Annotated in this window: 1 protein-coding gene; it reads left to right on the top strand. The window is 38.7% G+C overall.

Annotation, left to right across the window (positions count from 1 at the left end):
- Window positions 1-29: 29 nt before the first annotated feature.
- Window positions 30-1,021, top strand: a 992-nt coding sequence (locus RR643_RS11660) for a sugar kinase (protein WP_332483324.1), incomplete at its 3' end; no start/stop codon positions are given.

Below are 1,021 nucleotides of genomic sequence, written 5' to 3'. Positions count from 1 at the left end.
TTATGAAAATCATAACAATGGGAGAAATCATGTTACGTCTTTCAACAGAAGGAAATACACGATTTACTCAAAGTAATAGTTTCGATGTTGTGTATGGTGGAGGAGAAGCAAATGTAGCGGTATCCTTAGCGAATTATGGACATGAAGCATACTTCGTCAGCAAACTACCAAAACACGAAATAGGACAAGCAGCAGTTAATGCCTTAAGACAATATGGTGTTAAGGAAGACTACATCGCTCGTGGTGGTGATCGTGTCGGTATCTATTATTTAGAGACAGGCGCAAGTATGCGTGCAAGTAAAGTCATTTATGATCGTGCTCATTCCGCTATAGCAGAAGCAAGTGAATCTGACTTTGACTTTGATGCCATCATGAAAGATGCAGACTGGTTCCACTGGTCAGGGATCACACCAGCCATCAGTGATACAACCGCTAAGTTATTAGAAAAGGCATGTATCGCTGCCAAGAAGTACAATGTCACAGTTTCAGTAGATTTAAACTTTAGAAAGAAATTATGGACAAAAGAAAAAGCACAGTCCATCATGAAACCATTAATGCAATACGTGGATGTATGTATTGGTAATGAAGAAGATGCAGAACTATGTTTGGGATTTAAACCAACAGCGAATGTGGAAAAAGGAGAAACAGGAGCTGAAGGATATTATGAAATCTTCAAAGAGATGAAAGAAGTATTTGGATTCAAGATCATCACATCCACATTAAGAGAAAGCTTTAGTGCGAATCACAATGGATGGAAAGCATTATTATATGATGGAGAAACATTCTACCAATCAAAACGATATGACATTGAACCCATTGTCGATCGAGTAGGTGGAGGAGATAGTTTCTCTGGTGGATTAATTCATGGATTATTAACAAAAGAGAATAAACAAGAAGCGTTAGAATTTGCAGTAGCAGCATCCGCATTGAAACACACCATTCCAGGAGACTTTAATCTTGTGAGTGAAGCTGAAGTTGAAGCCCTATGTCAAGGGGATGCTTCAGGTCGAGTACAAAGATA

The sequence above is a fragment of the Anaerorhabdus sp. genome, assembly GCF_036637135.1.
GTDB lineage: Bacteria > Bacillota_I > Bacilli_A > Erysipelotrichales > Erysipelotrichaceae > Anaerorhabdus.
The sequence above is the reverse complement of the archived record's forward strand: the minus strand, read 5'-3'. Positions and strand labels throughout refer to the sequence as shown.